Origin of the sequence: Bradyrhizobium sp., from assembly GCF_049519115.1 — a bacterium.
GTDB lineage: Bacteria > Pseudomonadota > Alphaproteobacteria > Rhizobiales > Xanthobacteraceae > Bradyrhizobium.
The window spans coordinates 83,202-101,563 of record NZ_JBEKRB010000016.1; the positions used below are offsets into that span (position 1 = coordinate 83,202).

Annotated in this window: 14 protein-coding genes and 3 pseudogenes; 8 read left to right on the forward strand and 9 right to left on the reverse strand. The window is 57.2% G+C overall.

Annotation, left to right across the window (positions count from 1 at the left end; translation table 11 throughout):
- Nucleotides 1-68 precede the first annotated feature (68 nt).
- The gene (locus tag ABSE61_RS14965; RefSeq protein WP_423871903.1) at nt 69-1,352 is read left to right on the forward strand and encodes an MFS transporter; all 1,284 of its coding nucleotides are present in this window, start codon (nt 69-71) and stop codon (nt 1,350-1,352) included.
- 27 nt (nt 1,353-1,379) lie between these two features.
- Here the strand turns inward: ABSE61_RS14965 and ABSE61_RS14970 are convergent, their stop codons facing one another.
- From ABSE61_RS14970 to ABSE61_RS14990, 5 genes and pseudogenes are all read right to left on the reverse strand, one after another.
- Nucleotides 1,380-2,525 carry a T6SS phospholipase effector Tle1-like catalytic domain-containing protein gene (locus tag ABSE61_RS14970; protein WP_423871904.1) on the reverse strand — a complete coding sequence of 382 codons (1,146 nt, stop codon included), beginning with the start codon at nt 2,523-2,525 and terminating at the stop codon, nt 1,380-1,382.
- Between the two features lie 422 nt (nt 2,526-2,947).
- Complete coding sequence (locus ABSE61_RS14975; protein WP_423871905.1) at nt 2,948-3,562, reverse strand: CarD family transcriptional regulator; 615 nt, start codon at nt 3,560-3,562, stop codon at nt 2,948-2,950.
- Nucleotides 3,563-3,994: 432 nt separating this feature from the next.
- Entirely contained in the window at nt 3,995-4,138 is a 144-nt protein-coding gene (locus ABSE61_RS14980; RefSeq protein ID WP_423871929.1) for an amino acid permease C-terminal domain-containing protein, read from the reverse strand.
- A gap of 57 nt (nt 4,139-4,195) precedes the next feature.
- A pseudogene (locus ABSE61_RS14985) lies at nt 4,196-5,508 on the reverse strand (amino acid permease); the annotation flags it as partial.
- A gap of 165 nt (nt 5,509-5,673) precedes the next feature.
- Nucleotides 5,674-7,527: an ABC transporter ATP-binding protein gene (locus ABSE61_RS14990; RefSeq protein ID WP_423871906.1), complete on the reverse strand. Its 1,854-nt coding sequence runs from the start codon at nt 7,525-7,527 to the stop codon at nt 5,674-5,676.
- 256 nt (nt 7,528-7,783) lie between these two features.
- Here ABSE61_RS14990 and ABSE61_RS14995 point away from each other — a divergent pair, with 256 nt between their 5' ends.
- Nucleotides 7,784-7,975, forward strand: coding sequence for a hypothetical protein (locus ABSE61_RS14995; protein WP_423871907.1), 192 nt, complete (start codon nt 7,784-7,786; stop codon nt 7,973-7,975).
- A gap of 380 nt (nt 7,976-8,355) precedes the next feature.
- Here the strand turns inward: ABSE61_RS14995 and ABSE61_RS15000 are convergent, their stop codons facing one another.
- Both ABSE61_RS15000 and ABSE61_RS15005 read right to left on the reverse strand, forming a co-directional pair.
- Entirely contained in the window at nt 8,356-8,529 is a 174-nt protein-coding gene (locus ABSE61_RS15000; protein WP_423871908.1) for a hypothetical protein, read from the reverse strand.
- 1,110 nt (nt 8,530-9,639) lie between these two features.
- Nucleotides 9,640-10,659, reverse strand: a complete 1,020-nt coding sequence (locus tag ABSE61_RS15005) for an alpha/beta fold hydrolase (RefSeq protein ID WP_423871909.1) — start codon at nt 10,657-10,659, stop codon at nt 9,640-9,642.
- Between the two features lie 34 nt (nt 10,660-10,693).
- Between ABSE61_RS15005 and ABSE61_RS15010 the strand changes: the two genes are divergently transcribed.
- Both ABSE61_RS15010 and ABSE61_RS15015 read left to right on the forward strand, forming a co-directional pair.
- Nucleotides 10,694-10,816 carry a hypothetical protein gene (locus ABSE61_RS15010; protein ID WP_423871910.1) on the forward strand — a complete coding sequence of 41 codons (123 nt, stop codon included), beginning with the start codon at nt 10,694-10,696 and terminating at the stop codon, nt 10,814-10,816.
- Between the two features lie 84 nt (nt 10,817-10,900).
- A pseudogene (locus ABSE61_RS15015) lies at nt 10,901-12,176 on the forward strand (DUF892 family protein).
- 268 nt (nt 12,177-12,444) lie between these two features.
- On the opposite strand, the gene tkt reads toward ABSE61_RS15015, so the two are convergent.
- Nucleotides 12,445-14,493 carry a transketolase gene (tkt, locus tag ABSE61_RS15020; RefSeq protein WP_423871911.1) on the reverse strand — a complete coding sequence of 683 codons (2,049 nt, stop codon included), beginning with the start codon at nt 14,491-14,493 and terminating at the stop codon, nt 12,445-12,447.
- Between the two features lie 145 nt (nt 14,494-14,638).
- On the opposite strand from tkt, the gene ABSE61_RS15025 reads away from it, so the two are divergent.
- From ABSE61_RS15025 to ABSE61_RS15035, 3 genes are all read left to right on the forward strand, one after another.
- Entirely contained in the window at nt 14,639-14,869 is a 231-nt protein-coding gene (locus tag ABSE61_RS15025) for a hypothetical protein (protein ID WP_423871912.1), read from the forward strand.
- A gap of 217 nt (nt 14,870-15,086) precedes the next feature.
- Nucleotides 15,087-15,329 (forward strand): hypothetical protein, encoded by a 243-nt coding sequence (locus ABSE61_RS15030; RefSeq protein WP_423871913.1) that lies wholly within the window; start codon nt 15,087-15,089, stop codon nt 15,327-15,329.
- A 39-nt stretch (nt 15,330-15,368) separates the two neighbouring features.
- Nucleotides 15,369-15,929, forward strand: coding sequence for a hypothetical protein (locus ABSE61_RS15035; RefSeq protein WP_423871914.1), 561 nt, complete (start codon nt 15,369-15,371; stop codon nt 15,927-15,929).
- A gap of 1,300 nt (nt 15,930-17,229) precedes the next feature.
- Here ABSE61_RS15035 and ABSE61_RS15040 read toward each other — a convergent pair.
- Nucleotides 17,230-17,470, reverse strand: a pseudogene (locus ABSE61_RS15040) (DUF2171 domain-containing protein).
- Nucleotides 17,471-17,710: 240 nt separating this feature from the next.
- On the opposite strand from ABSE61_RS15040, the gene ABSE61_RS15045 reads away from it, so the two are divergent.
- Nucleotides 17,711-18,070, forward strand: a complete 360-nt coding sequence (locus ABSE61_RS15045) for an SDR family NAD(P)-dependent oxidoreductase (protein ID WP_423871915.1) — start codon at nt 17,711-17,713, stop codon at nt 18,068-18,070.
- The last annotated feature ends 292 nt before the right edge of the window (nt 18,071-18,362 follow it).

Sequence of the window (18,362 nt, forward strand, 5' to 3'; positions counted from 1 at the left end):
CGTCGGATCTCGTCGGCATGCGCCAGCGTGGTCACGTTCGCTCGACATAAATTCAGGGGAGGGATCCGATGGCTGACCAAGTAGCCGGCGATACCACCGAACCGGGTGGCGCTGTTCTGGGGTGGTACCAGGAGCTCACTGCCAAGGAGCGACGAACATTTTGGGCCTGTTTCGCAGGTTGGGCCCTCGATGCCATGGACGTCCAGCTCTACAGTTTGGTCATCGCAACACTTTCGCTTCTTTGGTCGATAAGCCGTGGAGATGCGGGGCTGCTTGCCACCGCCACGTTGCTCTCTTCGTCGTTGGGCGGTTGGCTGGTCGGCATTCTGGCTGACCGTTTTGGCCGGATGCGTATGTTGCAGATAACTATCCTGTGGTTCTCGGTTTTCACTTTCCTCTGCGCTTTCGCTACCTCGTATGCGCAGCTCTTCCTGTTCCGCTCGCTGCAAGGGTTCGGATTTGGTGGCGAATACGCAGCCGGCGCAGTACTGATCGGCGAGATCATCCGCGACGAGCATCGTGGAAAGGGCAACGGTATCGTGCATTCGGGCTGGGCGGTTGGCTGGGGTGCCGCGGTGATCGCCTACGCGGTGTTGTTCACATATCTGCCCGAAACGCTTGCTTGGCGTGCGCTGTTCGCGATCGGAATTCTGCCCGCGCTCTCCGTATTCTTTGTCCGCCAATTCGTTGACGAGCCTTCGGTGTTCGTCGATGCCCAGCGCCGCTACGACAGCGGTGGAGAGACCCGGCCCAGTTTCCTCAAGATATTCGCGCCATCACTGTTGCGAACCACCATCTTAGCTTCGCTGCTCACCATCGGTACTCAGGGCGGCTATTATGCGATCATGATCTGGCTGCCGACCTACCTGAAGACGATACGGGGCCTCTCTGTACTGAGTACCGGCGGCTATCTCGCCGTCGTAATCGTGGCTTCGTTTTTTGGGTACGTCATCAGTGCCTATCTTACGGACATTCTAGGACGACGAAAAAACTTCATCCTTTTCTCCGTCTGCTCGGTACTGACCGTTCTCGCCTACACGTTCCTGCCGATTAGTGATTCAGTTCTGCTCTTCCTCGGCGCACCGCTCGGCTTCTTCTCGTCCGGCATCTACAGCGGCATCGGAGCGTTCTTCAACGAACTGTATCCAACCAGCGTACGCGGTTCGGGTATCGGCTTTTGCTTTAACGTCGGTCGCGCCCTCGGCGCCCTGTTTCCAGCACTTGTCGGTTACATCAGCGCGAGCATGCCTCTTGGCGAGGCCATCGGCATCTTCACTATAGCCGCGTATGGCTTAATCATCGTGGCAGCGCTGTTACTACCCGAAACGAAAGGCCGTTCGCTCTTAGCTTAATCACCCACGAAAAGAGCGATTCGCCCGCTAATCGACAATGGGTAAGCCTGCGAATGAACCACTGCTGAAGAATGGAGTAAGCGTTTCCGGCTTATAAGGGCTCACGCTACAAGTGCCTTTGTCGTCGTCGGAGCATACCTGTGCCAAGCCGGCGTACCGAGATAAGACGCTTCGGTGAATACCTTCATTGATGGTCGAAACCGGTTTGCCGTTTTCATCCAGCGCTTCATAGAGACTCTCATTGAATTTGACAGCGCATTTCGTCATTCCGATCGCGCGCAAGGTTGGGTGATAACGATCAAGCGCAAACAAGCCCGACGATGAATCGTGAGCAGGAGCGGTGACATCAAGCATCGACGGGTCGGGTAGACATTTCCAATCGAGCGCGAGACCATCGGCTTCGGCCTGTTTTGCCATCCACACGAGCGGAATGTCAGCTAGGCTGCGCGTCTTGTAGCCGCCGCCCACATCAGAGTGAGCGCCAGCGAACCACACTTGCTGTATCGTAACGCCAGGCGGAATGGTGCCAGTCCAAAATGTCGGCGTGAAATCGTGTCGGCGCTCATCGATCGCGAGGGCCTGCACCCCATGCTTCAAAAGAGGGGAAGGGCTGGTATCGTGAAATGCAAATTTCTCTTTGTTGCCAGCCGCGAGTAGGCTGCCGGGAATTCCAAGGCTTCCTACGGTGTCCCACACGCCGAGCAATGTGATTTGAGGGTCCAGATGGCATCGTACTTGGTACTTTGAAGCAAAGGCTGCTGGAGAGTGTGGCTTTGGGCTACGATAATAAATCCAGGCATCTGGTAGTGCGTTGAGGGACTCGCGAAATAGGATGCCACAGGCGGTGATAAGACCAGCTAGGCTCCTGGCAGTAAAAGCTCCGCGTGAAAACCCGAAAAGATAGATTTCGTCGCCGGGTATGTAATTCTGCGAGATGAACTGGTACGCTGATCGGATATTGTCATCGACGCCGATTCCCGTAGCACCCTCGATGAAGGTTTCGAGTTTCAAGCCGGTCGTGCCGACGCCTCTTAAGTAGAGTACGATTTGGAGGATACCGCCGGTTTGCTGCGACCCGTGGATAGACCGGGCGAGAAGGGCGACGTTCGTATCGTTGGTCTGGGTGTCGTCTGCATTCCATGTGCCGTCGCAGCATACGATTATTCGTTTCATTCGGTGCCCCCCGCTGACATTCTGGCTTGTCATCGCGATTGCTCGGTCGCGCGCCGTCTCAGCGTACTATCGGTTTGTACCGGTGCAATCTTTGAAAAATGATCGAGCAGCGCGGATCGCTGCTTTGCCGCAGCCAGCGAAGCAAAGATTCACGATAATCTAGCTTCGTGACGCGGCGATATGATCAGTCAGGACTTCGCAGGTCTTGGATCAAACGCTGACCTGCAAGGCTCCGATTCCTTCAAGGGAGGGGCCGACATCGTTGATCGGCCGAACTAATATCGGCTGCCAGGAAAGTACGTCGACGTTCCATAAACTTCGATGCTGACGTCAGGGCGCCAGTGCGAAGTTTAGGCCGACCCCTTAAGGACAGGCTGCGCCGGTCGGCCGTCCGCAACTCTCAATCGCGTTTCTAACTGAGCCTATTGTGTTCTGCTCAATCTCCTGAGCAGCAGACCCTCAAGTTCGGACACGGCGTGTTCTTCAGTAATCCCCTCAACCATGGCGACTTCTTCAGCCAGCCGATGAAGCGCGGCAGTGTAAAGCTGCCGTTCGCTATAGCTTTGGTCAGAATTGGCAGGCCGCCGGTAGAGATCTCGTGTCGCTTCCGCTATGGCGATGACGTCACCGGATTTAATCTTGGTTTCGTATTCGTTGATCAATCGAGACCAGTTGGCCCGCATGCGACGAGGCGCTTCGCTCAAGGTCAGCCGAGCTCGTGCGATAGTGGCAGGGCTGGACAGTTTGCGCATTCCGACGCGTGGTGCCTTTCGCGTGGGTACATGCAGCCTCATTTTGCTTTTTGAGAAGTAGATGGCGAAAAACTCAAGACTGGCTCCAGCAACTGTTTGAACTTCGATCGCTAGTATTTGGCCGACGCCGTGGGCCGGGTATACGACAAACTCGCTTGGCCAGAATTCGAGAGGATTATCGGGCCTTTCTGCTGAGTCACTGTCAGGATGAACCGAGAGAGTGCCTTGCGGCTGATGAGAGTGGTCCGCGTTATCAAAATCGATTTTTGTTGATTCCCAATTCATGTCGTAATGGATCCATCATCTTTGATTTAACGCGTGGCGAGAGGCGCTCAATTACTAATAGGGTGTGAGCCCCAGTACCGCCATGATGATGAATGTTGTTGATGTGATTCCCTCGATAGCTGTGGCTCCCAAGCAACTTGTTCCCGACTGGTGAATTCAGCAACACGCCGTAAATGCACGGAGAACCTGGCGAATGAACCTAGGTGAGGGGCCACTTTATGTCTGCTCAACGTCCAAAGACGACCTGTGCGGTGACTGCTTTAGAACGATAGCTGAGATCGTCATCGGCCGACCTAAGGGTCATTGGCACATCCGAAGCTATCGTCCGCGAACTGGATCGAACTTTTGTAGCAGTTGATCTGTGTATATTTTAAGAATCGTGCTTACCTCGATCTGAATTCTCTTGAAGGACTGAGCAGCAACCTGACTTCCTTAGCCGATTGCGACGCCGCTCTCGCGTGACGGGGTGATGTCACGAATCTTGCTGTGCTTTGCCCCATACGAGACGTAGATGGTAACGCCGAGCATCAGCCAAATCGAAAGCCTGATCCAGGTATCGAGGGGTAGCCCATGCATGAGAATGAAAGACACCAGTGCGCCAGTGGGGGCGACAAACCAGATCGCTGGCGCCTTGAATCGACGTTTTTGATTGGGGTGCTTGACGCGAAGAATCAAGACGCCAATGCAAACGATGGCGAACGCAAACAGCGTCCCGATGCTGGCGAGTTCGCCGACCAGTCCGATTGGCAAAACGCCAGCTAGACCACACACGGCCACACCGGTTCCAATCGTTGCGACATAGGGCGTCCGAAAACGCTGGTGGGTGGCCGCTGCACGCCGCGGTAAAAGGCCATCGTGGGCCATCGCGCGAAAAACCCGGGACTGCCCCAGAAGCAGAACCAGGATCACAGACGTCAATCCCATGACGATCCCAAATTTTACGATTGACGATAACCAAACCAGTCCCGCGGCATCGATGCCGACTGCAATAGGATCAGGCACATTGAGCTTGTCATATGAGACGATACCGGTGAGGACAAATGCGACGGCAACGTAGAGCACAGTACAGATTGCCAATGAGCCCAATATGCCGATGGGCATGTCCCGCTTGGGTTCTTGGCTTCTTGTGCCGCAGTCGACACCGCATCACAGCCGATAAATGCAAAGAACACCACGGCCGCACCGCGCACGACGCCTGACAAGCCGAAAATGCCGATTCCGGCGTTGGGTGGGATGAATGACCCGTTAGGATTGCCAGACGTAACCCAATGCGAGGTATCGACCATTGGCGCTGCGAAGATGATGAATATCGCGATCACAGTTAGCTTGATTGCGACGATGGCGACGTTGAAGCGGGCAGACTCTTGGATGCCGACTACAAGGAGAGCAGAGATTGCGGCGATGATCGCCATCGCGGGCACATTGAGGATTGCCCCTGTGGTGGACCACGTACGCGATGCTGCATCGTATGCAAACGGAGCCGACACCAATTGCTTGGGCAAAAGGATGCCGAAATTTGCAAGCAGGCTCGTAAAACAGCCGCACCAACCGATCGCTACGGTAACCGCGCCGACCGCATACTCCAAAATAAGGTCCCAACCGATAATCCAGGCGACCATCTCGCCGATAGTTGCATAAGCGTAGGTATAAGCACTGCCTGCTACCGGCACAGCCGAAGCCATCTCCGCATAGCAAAGCCCTGCAAAGGCACAGGCGACAGCGCCTAGGACAAATGACAGCGTGATCGCGGGGCCGGCATTGGCTGCCGCGGCGTGTCCTGTGAGAACGAAAATACCCGCACCTACGATACCGCCGACCCCGAGCGCTACCAGGTTCAGAGCTGACAAGGATCGTCGGAGGTGTGTGACGTTGCCCTCAGGCCCGTCGCCAACAGCGGCCTCTTCGGTGAGGTCAGTCAGCGATTTGCGAGACCAGATGTTCGTCATTTGGAATTGCTTCCGCCGCGTAAGTTGATTTATGGCAAGTCTGAGACCGAACTAGAGGTTTCATGTTTTCGGCCCGTGCCGCCAGCTACGCTTGTGACAGGAATCTTTGGTTGGGTCGGACCGACGGCAAAAAGGATAGCTATGTAACATGTGTTGCCCACGAAACTATCGATAGCCGGCAGCCTGTAATTCGAACAGCTCCGAATAGCGTCCTGATTGCTTCATCAGCTCATCATGTGTGCCGGCGGCTTCGACTACTCCGTTGGCAAGCACGAGAATACGGTCGGCCATGCGTACACTTGAGAAGCGATGCGAGATCAGGACGGCGGTTTTGCCGTCGCTGAGTTCTTTGAATCGCTTGAACACTTCAAACTCGGAGCGAGCATCCAGCGCCGCTGTCGGTTCGTCGAGAACCAGCACGGCCGCTTCGCGCATATAGGCCCGGGCGATCGCAAGTTTTTGCCATTCGCCACCGGAAAGTTCCGCACCGTTCTTAAATCGCTTGCCAATCATCTGCTGATAGCCGGCCGGCAGTCTTTTAATTACCTCGTCAGCTTGGCTGCGCGCGGCCGCACGTTCGATGCGGTCTCGATCGTTGCGGGCGGCAATTTTGCCAACCGCGATATTGTCACCAGCGCTGAGATTGTAACGAACGAAATCCTGGAAGATGACGCCCATATTATCGCGCAAGGCGTCGAGGTCATATTCGCGAAGATCGTAACCATCCAGCAGAATGCGACCTTCGTCTGGATCGTAGAGGCGGGTAAGAAGTTTGACCAATGTGGTCTTTCCTGCGCCATTCTCTCCGACCAGCGCAAGTACTTCGCCGGCATGCAGCATGAAGCTGAGATGGCGCACGGCCCATCGATCAGCATCCGGATACCTAAACCCGACATCGTCAAAAACGAAACCTTCGCGAATCGGCTGCGGGAAGGGACGCGGATTGTCCGGAGATAGAATTTCCGGCTCGACCTCAAAGAACGAGAATAGATCATTGAGATAGAGCGCCTGACCGGCCGTGGTCGAGAAGCTCGTCAGAAGCCCTTCGAGGAGGGTTCGCAGACGCCTGAAAGAACCCGCGAGAAAGGTGAGATCGCCGATTGAGAACTCGCCTGTCAAGGTGCGCCAGGCTATGTACGCGTAAGCCAGATAATAGCCGATGGTACCGATCGCAGTGAACAAGCCGCCCCAGCGGGCGCGCCGTATCGCAAGCTTGCGATTTGCCGCATAAAAGTCATTGGCAAGCCGGATGTAACGATCAATCAGGAAACCGTTGAGATCGAAGATTTTCACTTCCTTGGCGGTCTCGACGCTAGCGGCGGTTTGCCTGACATAGTCCAGTTCTCGCCGCTCAGGCGTTCGACCGAAATCGAGCGAGTAGCTCTGCGCATTGAAGTGCGCCTCTCCAAGGAACGCCGGGACCAATGCCAATAGCAGGAGAGCGATTAGCCAGGGTGCAAAGAAAATAAAGCCGGCGACAAAGCTCGCCACGGTGACAATATCTTGGGCTTGACCGAGGAGTTGTCCCATCAACGTCATTCGTCCGCTGGTCTGCCTGCGGGCGCGTTCCAGCTGGTCCTGGAATTCGGAATCCTCGAAATCCTCAAGATCAAGGGTTGCCGCATGCTCCATCAATCGGACGCTTGATGAATTGCTCACGCGCTCCGAAAGCAGACTGTCTACGAGCGAAACGATACGTCCGAGAATATCAGCAAGGACAGCCAGCGCGAATTCGGCAAGCAGAAGCAAGCCCAGCGAGTTGAGTAAGCCGCTATTGAGCCACTGCAAGAACGTATCGGGCTTTTGGGGCATCTGCACCAAAGCCACCACGTCATCGATGATCAATTTGCCAACATAGAGGGTAATAACCGGAAGCAAGGCCCGCACCAGCCGCAACGCCAGCGAGGCTGCCATCAATTGTGGGCTCGTACGCCAGACCATCACGGCGAAAGGTCGCAGGTTCTTTAACGCGCCGACCCGTTCCTTGAGAGACGCGCCAGAGGTTGTGAAGGTTGACATTCGGCCAGGAGGCGCCCTCGAGGCTCGGTCCGCATCGCTGTATTGCCGCGGCATTTAAGCGTTCCTAATTCGGCTGAGGGGGCCTTAGTCAAGTGTCTCTTAAGCGGATTCTACGGCGCTTGATCGCGCGCGCTCGCGCTTAGAGCTGAACGAGATCATGGAAGCTCTCTCACGAGCGCGTCAAGCTGGGTTACCAAAACGTAAGTAGGTCGTCACAAGGGCGGCCCTATACTGAACCGATACTTAGGGGAGTTCCATGATTTCCAAGAACCAATTCGCGGCGTTCGAATTCATGTGCCGTGAGCGAGCTGCGCTCGCCAGGAAGGACATGGAATACTGGCTGGCAGAGGCCCAGGAGTGGAAGGAACTCAGCAACTCAACTGCTTCTCTCCTCGATGCAAATTCTGCCCCTGCGACAGGTTTTACCGAATCTCCGTATCAATACTAAGAGCTTGTTGCTCGGTTCGATCTCTTCGTTCCGCGAGCCCAGAATTGAATAAACAGCATACGGAGACCGACAGAGGCGTTAATGCTGGGCGTGCCGCGTCGGTGACGCTTGATGTAATTCGTCTTGCTGGCGCTGCGCCCTGTACCGCCGTCGGCGTAGGCTGGGCCACGGTTGTTGAGCCGAGCCTCCTTGCACAGGGCCGACGCGCGCGCAGCGGTGCGCAGACCCCAAGCCAATTCGTGAAAGTCAACGGTCCGAAGCTAGGTGAGTTGCGGCGCAGCCAATTGATGCGAGTGAACGATTAGACTGTCTTCGCTCAAGAGCTTAAGCGCATTGATAGTGCGTGCTATCACTGATTTCTAAATCGAGATGGTTATGATTTATGCCGCTTCGTGTTGAAGGGAAATTAATTCCGTCTCTAAAATGAAGTAAAGAGTGCCTTCATGTTCGACGGCGTATCTGAATTCGCCGTCAACAGTGGTAAATATCGCGACGACTTTGCCGATGCTTTTCTTGGCTTTGGTAACGGTATCGCCGATAGAGAGTGCAGCCATAATATTTCTCCTGGTCCAACACGTTGAGTTCGCCGGCCACGATACGCCGGACGTCACTTGGAGATACGCGGTCAACTAAAATCTTTGGATTGTGCTGATTATCTAAAAGATTCGCCGACTCGTTGTCGAACCCAATCAGGGTTCCACGCCAATTCAGTAAGCGAGAGTTGCTTCTCTGCAACGAGACAAGGGATCGGTTTGTCGTGGTCGCCCAGTGTTCGAAATTTGCACCCGCCGGTGACTCGAGCCCGAGCGTTTCGAACTATGGGACTATTCTGGCGCGGAATCTCGAAGTCGCTCGACGGAGGATGCCCTCAGCAGACTCGGGTAAAGTTGGCCTCGACGAGGTATTTCCGACACTCTGGTGTACTCGAATCCTGTACTCGCACCAAAGGTCGCTGCCAGCCTTACTGAGCCCGCTTATTGGAATTGCCAGCCAACCAACGGGAACTTTCACACTGCCGCCGCCTTTTCTTCTCGGTTTCAGCGACCGCAAAAGGGGATTTCGGTGCGACTTTTTCCAATCCTGGTTCTTGGTGTCTCATTATCCCTCGCCGCCTGTGGAAAATCGTCGGGCCCAAAGGGCGACCCTGGTGCACAAGGTCCGGCGGGACCACAGGGAGCCCAAGGCATCCAAGGCGTCGCAGGCACCCAGGGACCGGCTGGCGCGCAGGGGCCGCAAGGGCCGCAGGGAGCACCCGGCGATAGGGGTGAAAAGGGCGACAAGGGTGACGCGGGCACATCCAACGTCCGCGCCGTGCAAGTCGATGGAGTGGTCGCGTGCGAGGCAGCTGAGACGCTTGTCTCTGTGTTTTGTCCGAGCGGTGGCGCGGCAGACGGAGCTAAATGCGCGACGTCGCCAACGGTGGGACTTTGTCTTAGAAAGCCTTGAGCTAGCGGCACATTTGCGTGGAGACCACGCGTCGTGACGAGATCGACAAACGAGATTGCACACCTCAGGAGGTTGGAAAGTCAGTTGACTGATCAAAAGACGCTAGATGGCATCACGGACCTAATCGCTGATCTCGAGGCGGGGAAGGCTTTCTGACGATTAATGGGTTTACCCAAATCAACTGGTTGCGTGTTCCTAACAGTTGTTGGTCCCCGCGACTATTCGGCGGCCGACAGTTTAGCCCCCGCTACCTCACTTATCGCAGACATTACTTGATCTGTAGCCGTCTGCTGGATCATGTGCCCGTGTCCTGGAAGGCGGTGAAACCGGCTCTGCCAGATGGCGGAATGCAGCCGGGCCGACTGGGTATTGAGATCGATCAATCTGTCTTTGTCGCCAGCGATGATAACGACTGGCATCTTCAAATCCGCATACTGGTGGTGATGCTTAAGGGCGCCTGGGATCATCATTGCGGATTCCGCGGCAGCTGCTCTTATTTGAGAAGGTCGCAGGGCCATCTCCTTCGGAAATGCCTCGAATTTTTTTGGCACTGCGTGAGGACCAAAGACCTTCGCCAACACCAACGGCCACGTCGCGCGGCTGAGCAGGGGCGAGAAGGTATGGCTTAAAATGTCACCAATAACCGGCAAGGTCGGTGCAGCCGATGCAACGACGTCTAGCCGAATTGTCGGGTAGTAATATCCCGAGGCAAGAATCAGTCCTCGAACCATACCAGGGAACTTGAGGGCCATCGCAACTGCGATCGATGCGCCCCATGAGTGGCCGAGAACGATAGCATTTGAAATCCTCAGACGTACAAGAGCCTCTTTGAATAATTCGGCTTGTGCATCCGGTGTCCAGACGACGTGACGTGGTCGGTCACTGTGACCAAAGCCGGGGCGATCGAAAACAATGACTCTGAAACGTTTAGCAGCCAGCTCGATCAGATCGCTCGACTCGAAATCCTGGATCATGCTGCCGTTACCATGAAGAAGAACGAGCGGTTCGCCCGAGCCTCGCTCAACATAGTGAAGCCGAACGCCGTTGACGTCGAGGAAGCGACCGGCAGGCGCATTGTCACGCGCCGCTTTCTTCGCAAAATGCTGGTTCACGAGGGCAATTGCGGCCAAAGCTCCTACCGCCACCGCCGCGGCTTCCAGGTAAAAGGGCGTCTTTAGGTTACGATTTTGACCCGGAAAAGATTGGCGAACGCGCCTAATGGATCGGGCTGCAGTCATGCTCATGCCTTGGTGGTGCGTGCACGAAATCCGGATGATCCTGGAAGATGTTGCAGCATGGAGTGAACAGACGATCTCCGGCTTCGTTCCCCGCTTTCGCTCAGCGCTGGTTATTCCGCCAGCCGCCCGACTCGGCTTCAACGATCCGGAGCATTAAGAAAGCAGGGACTTCGAGTTAGGAACATGTGCGGCACGAGCAGCTTGGTAATCAGCTTGCCGCAGTTCACCCAAAGAGGGCACGATGTATCATCACGTAAAAAAATAATGTATACGGTTCGCGTGGACGAACCAGATCCGCGCTTCGGCAATATGCGGCTTGAACAGTTCGGTGGCGCCAATGGCGAACTGGCCGCCGCAATGCAGTATTCATCCAAGGACTGAATTGCGAAGACCCGGATCGCAAAGACCTGCTGATGAACATCGGCACAGAAGAATTGAGCCTCTTGGAAGTCGTCGGCTCGCTTGCGCGGCTTCATCTCAAGCCAATGAAGTTCGACGGCGAAAAGGCTGAATCCGACCCGCTTATTGCGATAGCAGGCGGGGGTGGCGTCAATCTTTTCAACTCGCAAGGAAACGCTTGGACGGCCGACTACTTGAAGATTACCGGCGAATTGGATGTTGATTTGCGTAGCAACATAGCCGCGGAAGCACGGGCCAAGATCGTCTATGAACGGCTGATCAATTTCTGCGACGATGCAGGGACCAAGGACGCGCTCCAGTTTCTGATGACGCGTGAAATCACGCACATGAAGGCGTTCACGGCCGCGCTCGAAAGCATGGAGAAACCGGCGTTCTCTATCGGCAAAATCGCGCCCACGCCCGGTCTCGTGAATCAGTTCTTCAACGACTCCACCGGTGCCGGCGATGAAGGAGAAATCGACACGCGGGGACCGTGGAATGAAGGCGGAGATTGGGAATTTATGACCTCCCCAGTCCTCTCGGCAGCCGATGCGGATCAGGAGGCGGCAATCAAGACAGAAAGCTCTCCGCCTATCGCGCCCGAAGGCGTCAGTGAGCTACTACTGAAAGAGCTTAGAGATATCCTGCATGCGGAAAAGCAACTGACCAAGGCTCTTTCAAAGATGGCCAAGGCAGCACGCTTCGATCGCTTGCGCGAGTGCTTTGAAGAGCATTTGATCGGGACTGAAACACAGATTGAGCGTCTCAACGAGTGCTTTTCACTTCTCGGCGAAACCGCCCGCGCCAAGCAGTGCAAGGGCATGATGGGTCTTGTCGAGGAAGGCCAGGAAGTCATGGCCGATGGAGAAGAGCAAGACGATGTTGTCGCTGACTTGGCACTCATTGGAGCAGCGCAACGCGTGGAACACTACGAAATATCGGGCTACACAACTGCCAAAAACCTTGCGCAGCTATTGCGCCACGGCGCAATCGTATCGCTACTTGCCAAGTCTCTGGCAGAGGAGGAAAACGCCGACCAACTGTTGAATCAAGTCGCGCGCACCTTGATGTCCGTTGCGAAGATGCCGGACGCGATGGAGCAGAGCATCGAGCAATAAGCGATAGACGCCGACGTTTTTCAGTCGGCCCCTCAATTTTGAGTCAACCATGGAAGCTTCATTGGGGCGCCTGTTTTGGTTGTAATGTAAAAAGACTTGCGGCATCGACCGCCGCGTCTCTCGCTGCTGCGATATGTGCTGGTCCGACGGAAAAGTCGGACGGCCGATCGATCGAACGTGGTCTGCCGCGCCCGCGGAGGCACCTGTCTACCCGCCCCAGCGCCGACGCCCAAGTCACATGGAGGCGCTGACGGCCGTGGTGCTGAGTTTAGAGAACGCAGACGTCCGTTAGTGTCGCGTGCGCGGCACGAACTACCGCTTCAGCGTTGATGCCGAATTTCTTGTAAACGTCGGCGATTTTGCCCGAAGCTCCGAATGAGTGCATCCCAACAAAGCGGCCTTCGAGGCCGATATAACGCTCCCACCCAAGTTCGACCGCAGCTTCGACCGCCACGCGGGCACGTGTCGTACCGAGGACGGCTTTCTTATAAGCCGGGTCCTGCTGTTCGAAGAGAAGGCGACAAGGCATGGAGACGACTGCGGTCGGGATGCCTTGCTTTTCAAGCATGTCCCGGGCCTGGACGGCGAGGTGGAGTTCCGAACCTGTGCTCAGAATGGTGAGTCTGCGCTCGCCGCCTTCGGCTTCCTGCAGCACATAGGCGCCTTTGGCCGACTTGTTCTCATTGCCGGGCTCGCGGCGGAGCAGCGGCATCGGCTGGCGAGAAAGAGCGAGGAGGGCGGCTTGGCGAGGCGTATTGAGGATCGCCTCCCAGCACTCGGCGGTCTCGACGGGATCGCCCGGACGATAGACCGCGAGATGCGGGATAGCCCGCAGGGCAGCAAGTTGCTCAACCGGCTGATGGGTCGGACCGTCCTCGCCGAGACCAATGGAGTCGTGCGTCATGACGAAGATCGTCCGGATCTGCATCATGGCCGCCAGGCGGATCGACGGGCGGCAGTAGTCCGAGAAACAGAGGAAAGTGCCGCCGTAGGGGATCAGGCCGCCGTGCAGCGCGATGCCGTTCATGGCGGCGGCCATGCCGTGCTCCCTCACGCCGTAATGCATGTAGGTGCCGCCGTATTCGCCGGGCTTGATCTCGATCATGCCCTTGGCCTTGGTGTTGTTCGACGTTGTCAGGTCTGCCGAGCCTCCCAGCAGTTCCGGAATGGCCGCAGCCAGGTGGTCGAGCACGGCGCCGCTGGCGGCGCGGGTCGCGACCTCCTTGCCGCTGGCGATGAACTCGGCGCGGGCGGCTGCGATCGCCTTCTGCCAACCGGCTGGCAGCTTGCCGTCATTGCGGCGGTCGAGTTCTGAGCGCAGTTCGGCCGGAGCCGCCCTGACGCGGTCCACCCAGGCCGTACGGGCCTCGCGGCCCTTGGCGCCGATGGCGCGCCATTCTCGCAGCAGCGGTTCGGGGATCACGAACGGCGGAGAATCCCAGCCGAGGATTTTGCGGGCGCCGGCAATTTCTTCTTCGCCGGGTGCGTCGCTGTGGGCTTTCTCGGTGCCGGCCTTGGTTGGGAAGCCGAACCCGATGATGGTCTTGCAGGCGATCATGGACGGCTTGTCGGCGACGGCACGGGCCGCGGTGATTGCATCACGGATCGCATCCGTGTCGTGTCCATCGATCTCCTGGACATGCCAGCCTGAAGCGCGGAAGCGCTCGATCTCGGTGTCGGAGACCGACAACCGGGTAGGACCGTCGATGGTGATCGAATTGTTGTCCCAAAATGCGATCAGGTGGCCGAGCTTGTAATGGCCCGCCATCGAGACCGCTTCCTCGCTGATGCCTTCCATCAGGCAGCCGTCGCCCATGAAGACGTAGGTCCAGTGCTTGCAGAGACTGTCGCCAAACTTGGCGTTCAATATCCGCTCGGCAAGCGCAAAGCCCACGGCGTCCGCGATGCCTTGGCCCAGCGGACCGGTCGTCGTTTCGATACCATCGGCATGCTTGTATTCGGGATGGCCCGGAGTCTTGCTGTCGATCTGCCGGAACCGCTTCAACTCGGCGAGGGTCATGTCCTGGAAGCCGGTCAGATACAGTAGGCTGTAAAGCAGCATCGAGGCGTGTCCGTTCGACAGCACGAAGCGGTCGCGGTCGAACCAATGCGGATCTGCCGCATCGAATTGCATAAAATCTTTGAATAGGACGGTTGCGATGTCGGCCATGCCCATCGACGCGCCGGGATGGCCGCTCTTGGCCAGCTGCACAGCGTCCATCGACAGAAAACGGATGCAATCGGCCATGTCTCGCAAATGCTGGTCGCGGGGCTTTGGAACCGTCTTGACGGCCGGAGGTGGCACGGCGTCGGCCATAATATCGGCTCCTTTGTCGGTCGATCGGGAGGGGCGGTTGAATGCCGTCTCGGATGTCGAGACCGAGATTCAAAGCGCCGGGACTCGGATTCGTTCCGGCATGGCCTACATAGGGGCAAGGTCGCTATTTGTTGGAGTTTGCGGCATGTCTTTTCGACCGCGGGACCTTGCCGACCGTATGGCCCGGCGAGCGGATGCGCCGGACGGTTTCGTGCGGGAAAAGTTTGCTCGTCCGCGCGAAGAAGCCCGTGCGAAGGCGAGAGCGTTTTTGGAGAAGTATCCCCCGGCTGCCTACATGAGCGAAGTCGAAAGCTGGCGCGAACTGCGGAACGGTGGAATCGAGTTCACCATGCGCCGCCTGCGGACCGCGGACTGATGGCGGCCGTAGACGAATAGTGCGTCTTCGAAGTCCGCGAGACACGCACGCTGTTTCGCCTGGCGCCTGCCGCGCACAACGACTTTGGCCGGTCCAGCCGCCAAATCGCCATCGTCGCAGCGGACACCGAGGAGGAGGCTCGGCAGATCGCATCCATGCACAGGCGGCGAAGCGGAGACGACATGGAACGCGGACGGTTCTCGTTGGTTTTTTGCTCATGACCGGCTCACTCTCCCAACTGCTCGAGGATTCGTTCCAGATTGCCTGGGAGTACCTAGAACGGACCGGCGAACTAGGAGACGGCGCTGCGGCGAGCCGGTTTCTTAGCGACGTCGTCGAGACGATGATCCGTCGGGGCCAGCGCAGCCGGCTGGCGCTCTCCAACCGGGCCATTAGCGCCTACCAACGTTTCCGATCGTCCGGCGACGGAGGATCAGAACGGGTCCGTTCTTCCGCCTGAAAGCGTCCCATCGTCAAATCTCAAATCGGGAATCACGAAATGTCTGCAAACGACGGAGATCTGGTGGAACGGATGGCTGAGAAGCACTCGGTCTCGCCTGCGGCCGTGCAGGTCGTGCTCGCGGCCCTCCGGAGCGGAGGCGGCCGTATGGCCCAGTTCAGCCACGCCGACTTCGGCGGGATGTCGCAGTGGTCGCCGGGCATGTCGATGGTTGGCGACATGTTCAACACGCAACTCAAGGCCAAGCTGGACGCACTCTGCAGCGATATGGCAGCCCATCTGGAAACGTCGCGAACGGCCGGTGGGACAGGCGCAGCGGGGAAGGAGGTCAGCTACCGTTCACAGACCCGGACGGAGGATTGGTGGCCAGCCGGATTGGGGAGATCGGGCGCAGTCGGTGCGCAGAACGAGCTCCGATATGCGGTTTTTCCCGAGACCCGGCGGCTTGTGATCGACGATCACGGCGCCCTCTCGGTGTACGATACGGGATCCCATCGGATTTTCGGTATCGCGCAGGCCCAAAGCGCCGATCGGACGCTGACATTCACCAGCCAGGACGGGCTCGTGAGAATTGCAGACCTCCCAAGGGTCTCCATCTGATCGGGGTTCCCGGCTCGTCGTCCGCGGGGCCGGACTTTGTCACCTTCAGATCTTCGATCGCGACGAGCCCATCGCCTTTGGCTGCGTCAGATGCTTTTCCCATCCGAATACGGACCTGCCGTTCCGCAATAGCTTGTCATCTTGGGTGTGTGCCATCTAAACGTCCTACAGTACGATTGCCCTCGGCGCGCTAGCGTCCAACTGCAGGCAAAGCAAAGCAAACCCTGAAGGATAAGGACCGCGAGGAAGTATTTTATGCTGTCGCGGGCGCCTTTTTCTTCAAGTTCTCGGTTGAGATCGAGGTGCAGAGCGTTGCGAACAATCGGTTTGTCCGCCTTTCGGCGACGCCGGCTCCACGCTTTGCTGAGGATGCGCCTTATCTCACTTTCGTTTGGCGCTCGACTCAACTTCCTCTGTCCCTTGGTCAATAGTTTCACTCTTCTACGCGCCAATAATCCCGACTTTAATTCTGAATACCAATCGCCGCGATGAAGCCTGGACGTCTCACCAATCAGCCAATTAATGTCCGGGGTTTAACTCCCTTGTCGGCGTTTACATCCTCCAACCCAGAGGGGCATGTCACGGTGATGCCGATCGATCGGTAGCAGCTTCAACGCGACGGGTTGTCGCGATACGCTTGTAGATCCATCGTCGACCGTTATGTCGTCGCCAAACGCGGCCCCATACGAGCTTGCCGGTAATTGAGCGGCGCGGGACGTGAATATTCCAGATATGCCAGAACTCCGCGCCGGCAGGCTTAGCGCTATGCTCATCGTCGACAGGTGCGCGAGTCATCTGTTATTATTTGTCCAGCGTTGGTCGAGGCCGCCGCATGTGGCGGCGGCCTCTCATCGCACACGCGGGAAGTCTGAGCGCCAAGCGCGCGCGACTGAAGGCCAGCGTACTGCCGCTCGGGACGGCTGCAACGAAAGCCTCGTGTTAAGATTTATGCGCGCGAAAAAGGGTAATTCTGAAATCAGGCGTCGGCGTGAGGCCCGCGCAATGTTGATTAGGAACCGAAACCCTCGATCCGCGCTTTGACCACGATGAGGTACACGGTCAGAAGGGCCCCGAAGCAGCGCTGGATGGTGTGGGATACCGTAAGCCGAACGGTTGCCGTCGTTGATGACATGCCGGCCATTGGGCTCTCAGCGGAAACTGCGAAGCTGTTCGCGGACATGCTAAACAGCCAGGATCACGTGGCTGCTCAAGGTTCGCCGAACTCGGGAAAAAGCTAACGAAGCGATTAAGCCCGGTCTGGCGGCGATCCCGGACTTAGTCTGCCTTGGTGAGACGCGGTCTAGGAGCGGCCATGTTGCCAATGCGAGGTCACATCTGCACCTGACTTGTTGAGATGCACGTGCTGATCGATGTGGTCGATCCAAGACACCGGTATGAAGTGATGATGTTGGCCGTCAGGTGAGCTCTGCTTTGTTAGCTTGATCCTGTCGGCCCCTTCGAGATGATCGACCATTCCCGACCGTCTTCCGATCGGAAGAAATGACGTCCATGTGCTCTTTGATATCCGAGATGTCGACCATTTGCGTCTCCAAACATCTGAAGGCAGAAGAACGCGGCGCCATCTGGAAAGTTGCATGGGGTCATTGCCTAGCGCCGGGCCACGGGGAAAAATCGGACGGAGGGGAAGAACCGATAAGCCAATGTGGGAGCGCGCGACAGGCGGTGTAATGACATTCGAATTCCCTGGAAGGCTACCTCATCGGTAGGAACGTCTCGTGGCAACGTGGGTTGATCGTCGTAGTCAGATCAAGGAGAGTGCTATGGCCGATCACGATCCAGCGCGTCGGGGCGTCTTGAAGGGAGCGGCGGTGGTGACCGCGGTGGCGGCGATAGCTTCAGCCGCAGCGCAGACGAGATCTGATACGGCGCCGCGAGAACTGAGCGGCCAGCCCGTTCCGGAGCCGCCGCCAGAGCGTAGCGCCGGGCCGATCCGGCCAGGCCGTGGATCGACACTGGCCGACAAGGTGGCGGTGGTGACTGGCGCGGCTCGGGGCATAGGACGCGCGATCACGGTCGAGATGGCGGCCAACGGAGCAGACGTCCATGCGGTGGATATCGTGGATAATCCTCCGGCTCCCCAAAAATTATTTGACCACGCTCGTTTGTTGGCACGCCAATAGCGGATTGGAGGCGTTATCCCATGTCGGATATTCATCTAGCCCAGCGAATGTCTGGCCATCGCGCGCAGGACAGCGGGTTGTCGCCGAATCTGTTTAGGCTGCCGCTTGAATCGGCCCGTCAGAAAGCACGCGAAATTATTGGCCAGACCCCTCGGAACGGCTTCGTAACTTTCGTCGAACGGTGGCGTCATCTACCGGATTTCCAAATCGAATTCTCTGTTCGGCGTCAGCTGGTCGTCAAATAGGTACTCCACGCCTTGACGGTGCACCTGCGCCGCGATTTTGAAAATTC

What these genes read in the sequence shown, in the direction of transcription:
- ABSE61_RS14975 (WP_423871905.1), bottom strand. Translation starts at nt 3,562, where the DNA reads ATGAATTGGGAATCAACAAAAATCGATTTTGATAACGCGGACCACTCT.
- ABSE61_RS15045 (WP_423871915.1), top strand. Translation starts at nt 17,711, where the DNA reads ATGGCCGATCACGATCCAGCGCGTCGGGGCGTCTTGAAGGGAGCGGCG.
- ABSE61_RS15010 (WP_423871910.1), top strand. Translation starts at nt 10,694, where the DNA reads ATGATCCTGGAAGATGTTGCAGCATGGAGTGAACAGACGATCTCCGGC.
- ABSE61_RS14995 (WP_423871907.1), top strand. Translation starts at nt 7,784, where the DNA reads ATGATTTCCAAGAACCAATTCGCGGCGTTCGAATTCATGTGCCGTGAG.
- ABSE61_RS14990 (WP_423871906.1), bottom strand. Translation starts at nt 7,527, where the DNA reads ATGTCAACCTTCACAACCTCTGGCGCGTCTCTCAAGGAACGGGTCGGC.
- ABSE61_RS15025 (WP_423871912.1), top strand. Translation starts at nt 14,639, where the DNA reads ATGTCTTTTCGACCGCGGGACCTTGCCGACCGTATGGCCCGGCGAGCG.
- ABSE61_RS14980 (WP_423871929.1), bottom strand. Translation starts at nt 4,138, where the DNA reads ATGCATGGGCTACCCCTCGATACCTGGATCAGGCTTTCGATTTGGCTG.
- ABSE61_RS14965 (WP_423871903.1), top strand. Translation starts at nt 69, where the DNA reads ATGGCTGACCAAGTAGCCGGCGATACCACCGAACCGGGTGGCGCTGTT.
- tkt (WP_423871911.1), bottom strand. Translation starts at nt 14,493, where the DNA reads ATGGCCGACGCCGTGCCACCTCCGGCCGTCAAGACGGTTCCAAAGCCC.
- ABSE61_RS15030 (WP_423871913.1), top strand. Translation starts at nt 15,087, where the DNA reads ATGACCGGCTCACTCTCCCAACTGCTCGAGGATTCGTTCCAGATTGCC.
- ABSE61_RS15000 (WP_423871908.1), bottom strand. Translation starts at nt 8,529, where the DNA reads ATGGCTGCACTCTCTATCGGCGATACCGTTACCAAAGCCAAGAAAAGC.
- ABSE61_RS15035 (WP_423871914.1), top strand. Translation starts at nt 15,369, where the DNA reads ATGTCTGCAAACGACGGAGATCTGGTGGAACGGATGGCTGAGAAGCAC.
- ABSE61_RS15005 (WP_423871909.1), bottom strand. Translation starts at nt 10,659, where the DNA reads ATGACTGCAGCCCGATCCATTAGGCGCGTTCGCCAATCTTTTCCGGGT.
- ABSE61_RS14970 (WP_423871904.1), bottom strand. Translation starts at nt 2,525, where the DNA reads ATGAAACGAATAATCGTATGCTGCGACGGCACATGGAATGCAGACGAC.